Source organism: Caballeronia mineralivorans PML1(12), assembly GCF_001028175.1.
In the GTDB taxonomy this organism is placed as follows: Bacteria; Pseudomonadota; Gammaproteobacteria; order Burkholderiales; family Burkholderiaceae; genus Caballeronia; species Caballeronia mineralivorans.
In genome coordinates this window covers 1-5,149 of record NZ_AEJF01000172.1, presented here as the reverse complement: position 1 = coordinate 5,149, position 5,149 = coordinate 1, and the positions used below count along the sequence as shown (strand labels likewise).

Annotated in this window: 5 protein-coding genes and 1 pseudogene; 1 reads left to right on the top strand and 5 read right to left on the bottom strand. The window is 64.2% G+C overall.

What is annotated here, in order from left to right; all coding sequences use genetic code 11:
* The 5 genes from EOS_RS28480 to EOS_RS28460 all read right to left on the bottom strand — a co-directional run.
* Positions 1-793, bottom strand: a 793-nt coding sequence (locus EOS_RS28480) for a VanZ family protein (protein WP_047895538.1), incomplete at its 3' end; no start/stop codon positions are given.
* A gap of 76 nt (positions 794-869) precedes the next feature.
* Positions 870-1,529 carry an ABC-type transport auxiliary lipoprotein family protein gene (locus EOS_RS28475; protein ID WP_082163549.1) on the bottom strand — a complete coding sequence of 220 codons (660 nt, stop codon included), beginning with the start codon at positions 1,527-1,529 and terminating at the stop codon, positions 870-872.
* A gap of 110 nt (positions 1,530-1,639) precedes the next feature.
* On the bottom strand, positions 1,640-2,608 hold the full coding sequence (locus EOS_RS28470; RefSeq protein WP_047895536.1) for an MlaD family protein: 969 nt from the start codon (positions 2,606-2,608) through the stop codon (positions 1,640-1,642).
* A gap of 75 nt (positions 2,609-2,683) precedes the next feature.
* On the bottom strand, positions 2,684-3,562 hold the full coding sequence (locus tag EOS_RS28465; RefSeq protein WP_047895535.1) for an ABC transporter ATP-binding protein: 879 nt from the start codon (positions 3,560-3,562) through the stop codon (positions 2,684-2,686).
* Positions 3,562-4,695 (bottom strand): MlaE family ABC transporter permease, encoded by a 1,134-nt coding sequence (locus EOS_RS28460; RefSeq protein WP_047895534.1) that lies wholly within the window; start codon positions 4,693-4,695, stop codon positions 3,562-3,564. The genes EOS_RS28465 and EOS_RS28460 overlap by 1 nt, the downstream gene beginning before the upstream one ends.
* Positions 4,696-4,881: 186 nt before the next feature.
* On the opposite strand from EOS_RS28460, the pseudogene EOS_RS28455 reads away from it, so the two are divergent.
* A pseudogene (locus EOS_RS28455) lies at positions 4,882-5,149 on the top strand (hypothetical protein); the annotation flags it as partial.

Sequence of the window (5,149 nt, the reverse complement as noted above, 5' to 3'; positions counted from 1 at the left end):
GCGTCGCGATCACCAGGCCGAGCAGCAGCCGCACGCGCGGCGCGCGGGCGCGCATCGGCAAGGTGGCCAGCACTAGCGCGGCGAACAGATTGAGCGACGTGATGAGCGTTTCCCAGCCGTCGTCGGGAAGCATTGCGCCGAGTTGCGCCGGCCATGCCGCTACGCTCCATGCAGCGGGCGTCCAGGCGAGCAACGCCTCTTGCATGACCGGATCGACACGCTGCCACAGCACGCGCGGCAAATCGCCGACAGCAAACAGGAACGGCGCGGGATACATCGTGGCGAACGGCCAGAGCGCCGATAACCCGATCATGTACGCGGCGTCGCGCTCGAACCACATGAAACGAATGCGCCGCAGCAGCCCGCGATCGAGCAGCATGCTGGTAGCCGGCGCGGTGAGCGCGGCGCCAAGCAGCGCGCCAAGCGCGTTCGCGGCCAGATCCAGATTCGACGCCACGCGCGTGGGCAAATAGGTTTGCACGGCTTCCATCGCGCCCGACAACATCGCCCCGCCAATGAACGCCATACCCGCTGCGAGCGCGCCCCGCCAGCGCGGATACAGCGCGAGCACGACCAGCGCGCCGAACGGCATATAACCGAGCACGTTGGTGATGACGTCGAACGCGGTGAGATATTGCGGCAAGGGATCGGCGAGATACGCGAACGGGCCGATTCCGAGCGTTCGCCAGCCGGAAAACGGATATAGCGAACCGTAGACCACCAGCATCGTATAAACCGCCAGCGCCTGCCGCGAAAGCGCGGACGGCCGGCGCTGCCAGTGCTTGAGGATCATGCCTCGTCCTTCTGAACGCCGTGCGGCTTCGACCTGCATGGCAGTCATCGGGCGGTCCTGGACACGTTCAAGGCTTTCACTGCGAAGCGACCAGCGGCTGCACGCCGAGCCATGCGGCCATTTGCGCGATCAGGTCGTCGGAAGCAGCGGCGAGCGCACGCGCGCCACCGGCGGCATCAGGCGTGTACGACGGCGCCCGGGCGACGAACGTGCGCTGGCCGATCACCTGCCCATGCTGCGACAACGTCACCCGCGCCGATACCTCACCGTGGCTTTGCTCGGGGGCATCGAAAACTTGCTCGAAGTCCGTCAGATCGACCTGCAGCATGGGCGCGCGCACCGGGTCGGCACCTGTGAGCACCGGCCCGCGCGAAGCCAGCGCATCGCGCAGGCGCTGCGTGAGCAACTCCGCGGGCGATATTGTCCAATGGCTGTCCGCATAGATGGCGGTACGTTGGGCATCGACGTATTTCAGGCGATATACGAACGCGTCGGTATCCAGGTTTTTCGCTGCATTCACCGCCAGCACCTTCACCGGCGGCATGTTCATGGTGTTGCCAAGCGGCGTGGGCTCACCAAGGTCGTAACGGATATTCGACACAGCCGCCGGCGGTCCCGAAGCGCACCCCGCTAACACCGCTGCCAGGGCCAGACCGATAAAACCGGAGCGCGCCCGCGGCAGCGGGCGCGCAGCGCGCTTGGATAAGCGCATCGCCTGCAAGATCGTGTGTGGCATCACAGTTCCCTATTTCAAGATCAAAAACGCCTGGACATCGAACTCTAGTCCGCCAAATTTCGGTGGGGAGCGGACCCTGCGCCGACGTGCCTGCGCGATGTTTTACGACTTCATTTCGATGGATTCGATGGCGCCGTCGGCCACTGGAAACCCGGTTCGCCCGGCCCCGGCGCCGGTTGCGGCGCCCCGAACAACACGCTGCGCGGATTCCGGTTGAAAGTGTCAGCGGCGCGATCCACCGAACGCGCCGCACTGCCCACGTCGTCGGCCAGGGAATTCACGCGCGGCAAGGTCTCGTAACCCACTCGCGCGGCCATCTGCTGCAATGACTCGTTCACCTCGTTCATCACCCGGCCAGCGCGCTCTGCCGCTTCGCCGGCCTTGTTCATGTTGGTGACAAACGGCCCGTCCGCCCGGCTCAGGCTGCTCGCGAGCACATTCGTCGACGCGAGCGTCCGGTCCAGTTGATCCAGCGTGCGCGGCAGTTGCTGAGCCACCGGGCCGATTTGCTTGCTCAACACAGCGATGCCGTCGGCGGCGCCCTGCAGGCTTTTGGCGGTCTGCAGCACCTGATCGCGCATGTCGTCGGACAAGAATCTGTCTGTGTCGTCGGCAATCCGTTCAAGCTTTTTGATCAGGATGTCGCCGCGTTGCTGCAACTGGTCGAACAGGCCCGGGCGCAACGGCAGCGACGCCACCTTTTGCATCGATGAAGGCAATGGCGCGGGATTCTTGCCGGTATCGTCGAGTTGCACGAATGCGATCCCCGTCACGCCCTGAAAACCGAGCGTGGCAAACGTGGATTGCGTAATCGGCGCGTTCTTGTCGACCATGATGCGAATGCGGATCTGCCCCGGATTCTCATGATCGAACCTGATGGACTGCACTTTGCCCACGCCGAGTCCGCGATACCGCACGTCGGCATCAGTGTACAAACCCGTCACATTGGTCCGCGCGACCAGGTCGTACGGCACGCGCACGGCACGGTCGACGTTGAAAAAGAACACTGCGACGCCGATAGCAGCCAAAAGTCCGATAGTGAACAGACCGGCCCAGAACGCATGGGATTTGTTTTCCATCAGCAGGTTCCTTTTTTTACTGCGTACTGCCAGAGCTTTCGTGAGCGCCGCCCATAAAAACGCCCATGAGAACGGTTAAAGCGCGGGACGACACGGCGCATCTTCCAGCGCCGCCGCCGGCAATCTTGCGCGGCGTTCGGGCGGCAGCGCCTGCAACGCGCGCCTGCCGCGCCGCCCGAGAAAATATTCGCGGATAAACGGGTGATCCACGGCCACCGCCTCTTCCACCGGCGCGGCCACCAGCACGCGCCGGTCGGCCAACACCGCGACTCGCGTGGACAGCGCGACCATGGTGTCGAGATCGTGTGTGACGAGAACGACGGTCAGACCGAGCGCGCGATGCAGCGTGGCGATCAGATCGACGAATTCATCCGATGCCTTCGGGTCCAGCCCCGCCGTGGGTTCGTCGAGAAACAGCAGCTCGGGCTCAAGGGCAATCGCCCGAGCGATACCCACGCGCTTGACCATCCCGCCCGACAACGCCGCCGGCATCTTGCTCATGTTCTTGCACGACAGCCCGACCATCTCGAGCTTGAGCATCACGAACTCGCGGATCAGGTCTTCTGGGATCTTGCCCAGTTCGCGAAACGGCTGCGCGATGTTGTCGTACACCGACAGCGACGAGAACAGTGCGCCCTGCTGGAACATCATGCCCGAGCGCGTGCGCAGGATGCGCGCGGTTTCAGCGTCCATGTTCGCCCACTCGTCGCCGAGCACGCGGATCGTGCCTGACGTGGGCGATTCCAGCCCGAGTATCTGCCGCACGAGCGTGGTCTTGCCGGAACCCGACCCGCCGAGCAGCGCAAGGATCTCGCCGCGCCGCACTTCCAGGTTCAGATGCTCGTGAATCACCGTGCGGCCGTAGCGTTTGGTCACATCCACCACTTCGATCACCGGTTCGGCGGTGACGAGTGTCGGCTTGTCGCGAACGGCGGATGCAAGGGTAGCCGACATCAGAGCCCCACCGACTGGAAGAGGATGGCGAACACGGCGTCGGCAAGGATCACGATGGTGATGGACGACACCACCGACGTTGTCGTCCCTTCGCCCAGGCTCTGCGAATTCGCCTTGATACGGAAGCCGAAATGACACGCGGCCAGCGCGATCAGCATACCGAACACCACACCCTTGCCGAGCCCGATCCACAGATTGGCGATCGGCACGACCGAGGGCAGCGAGCGTGCGAAAAAGGACAGGTCGATGCCTAACACCAGCTTCGCGGCCAGCGCGCCGCCGAGCAGCGAGACCATGTTGGTCCACATGACCAGCAATGGCATGGCAATGCCCAGCGCGAGCACGCGCGGCAGCACGATCCGCAAACCGTGCGGGATGCCCATGACCTGCATGGCGTCGAGTTCTTCCGTCACGCGCATCACGCCGATCTGCGCGGTGATGGCGGAGCCGGAGCGTCCGGCAACCAGAATGGCCGACAGCACCGGCCCCAGTTCCCGTATCACCGACAACCCCAGGATATTCACGATGTACTGGTTCGCGCCGAACATGCGCAGTTGCTGCGCGGACAGATAACTCAGCACAATGCCGATCAGGAACGCCACGAGCGCCGTGATGCCGAGCGCCTGCGTGCCCGCGCTATAGACGTTCGCGGAAATTTCCGTCCACGGAATGCGCTTCGGCCGACGTACCAGTCCGATCAGGTCGAGCATGAAGACGCCGAACATGGAGATGCCGCCATGAAGATGCTCGAAGAACGAGAACAGCATCAGGCCGAGGCGCGTGACGGGATCGATACGATCCGTTCGCTCAGGTTCCTCGCGATTCGCGTCGAGCAACGCGACCCGTTCGAAGATTTCCTTCTGCGTGTCCGAGAGCATGACGCGCTCCGGCAGCTTCCTGCCCCAGACGCGCCACAGCGCCTGTCCGCCGACGTGATCGAGCCGTTCGATTGACAGGAGATCCCACTGCCTGATCGCTTCCTCCCCGACGCTGCGCAGCCGCTCCACCACGCCGCGCTTCGTGCTCGCGTGATCGCGCGCCAGTGCGAACGCCGTCCACTGGCCGGAAAGCCGGACAACCTTGCCCTGCTGGCCGGACTCGACCTTCAGGCCGGGCGGAGTGTCGAAGTTCAAGGCTCGAAAACGCTCGGAGTAGGGTGGCAGGGAGCACTCATTGTAGCGAAGGTGCGTGATGGAATCTCGAACTGGCAGGGGCATCGGCCGACCGGCCAGGGTTTCGACGCCCAGGCCCGGTGCAATGACCGGCGTTCGCATTTCCCGCCGCACAGCCCCCGGGCGCCAGATCGCTACAATGCGGATATGAACTCATCCAACTCTTTCCCGCTCGACGCCGCCTGGCGGATCGACCGTGACCGGCTGATGTCGCTGGTGGCGCGGCCGGTGCGCGACTGGCCGATCGAGATCGTCGATGAAACGGGCTCCACGAATGCCGACCTGATGGCGCAGCTCAAGGAGCAGCCCCGCAACAAGACGTCGGCGTCGGCGCCCGACTCGTTCTCCCCACGTTCGACGCTGAAAGCCGCCGATGGCACGCCGTTCGTGCGCGTTGCGTACTTACAGACGGCGG

Coding starts and splice junctions, on each gene's coding strand:
- EOS_RS28470 (WP_047895536.1), bottom strand. CDS start 2,608: ATGGAAAACAAATCCCATGCGTTCTGGGCCGGTCTGTTCACTATCGGA.
- EOS_RS28465 (WP_047895535.1), bottom strand. CDS start 3,562: ATGTCGGCTACCCTTGCATCCGCCGTTCGCGACAAGCCGACACTCGTC.
- EOS_RS28475 (WP_082163549.1), bottom strand. CDS start 1,529: ATGCCACACACGATCTTGCAGGCGATGCGCTTATCCAAGCGCGCTGCG.